Annotated in this window: 1 protein-coding gene; it reads left to right on the forward strand. The window is 56.7% G+C overall.

Translation table 11 applies throughout. The features are described from left to right. Positions 1-187 (forward strand): integrase core domain-containing protein (locus HMPREF2896_RS04495; protein ID WP_083311449.1); only part of this gene is annotated, 187 nt, incomplete at its 5' end. Between the last annotated feature and the right edge of the window lie 46 nt (positions 188-233).

Raw genomic sequence — 233 nt, forward strand, 5'->3', positions numbered from 1 at the left:
GCTAAAGACTGAATTCTACGACCGTAAGCGCTGGACAACCCGTGATGCCGCACGCAAGGCCGTTGCCTACTGGATTGAAGTCGTCTACAACCGTCGGCGCCGGCACTCTGCACTCGGAATGGTCAGCCCCGTCGACTTCGAGAACCACACCGGCGCAATCAACAGCAGAAAAGAAATAGCTGCCTAACCACTAGGTAGCTCCACTACGTGTCCACGATTTGCGGGCAACCCCA

It is taken from the genome of Corynebacterium sp. HMSC069E04 (genome assembly GCF_001813175.1).
Taxonomy (GTDB): Bacteria; Actinomycetota; Actinomycetes; order Mycobacteriales; family Mycobacteriaceae; genus Corynebacterium; species Corynebacterium aurimucosum.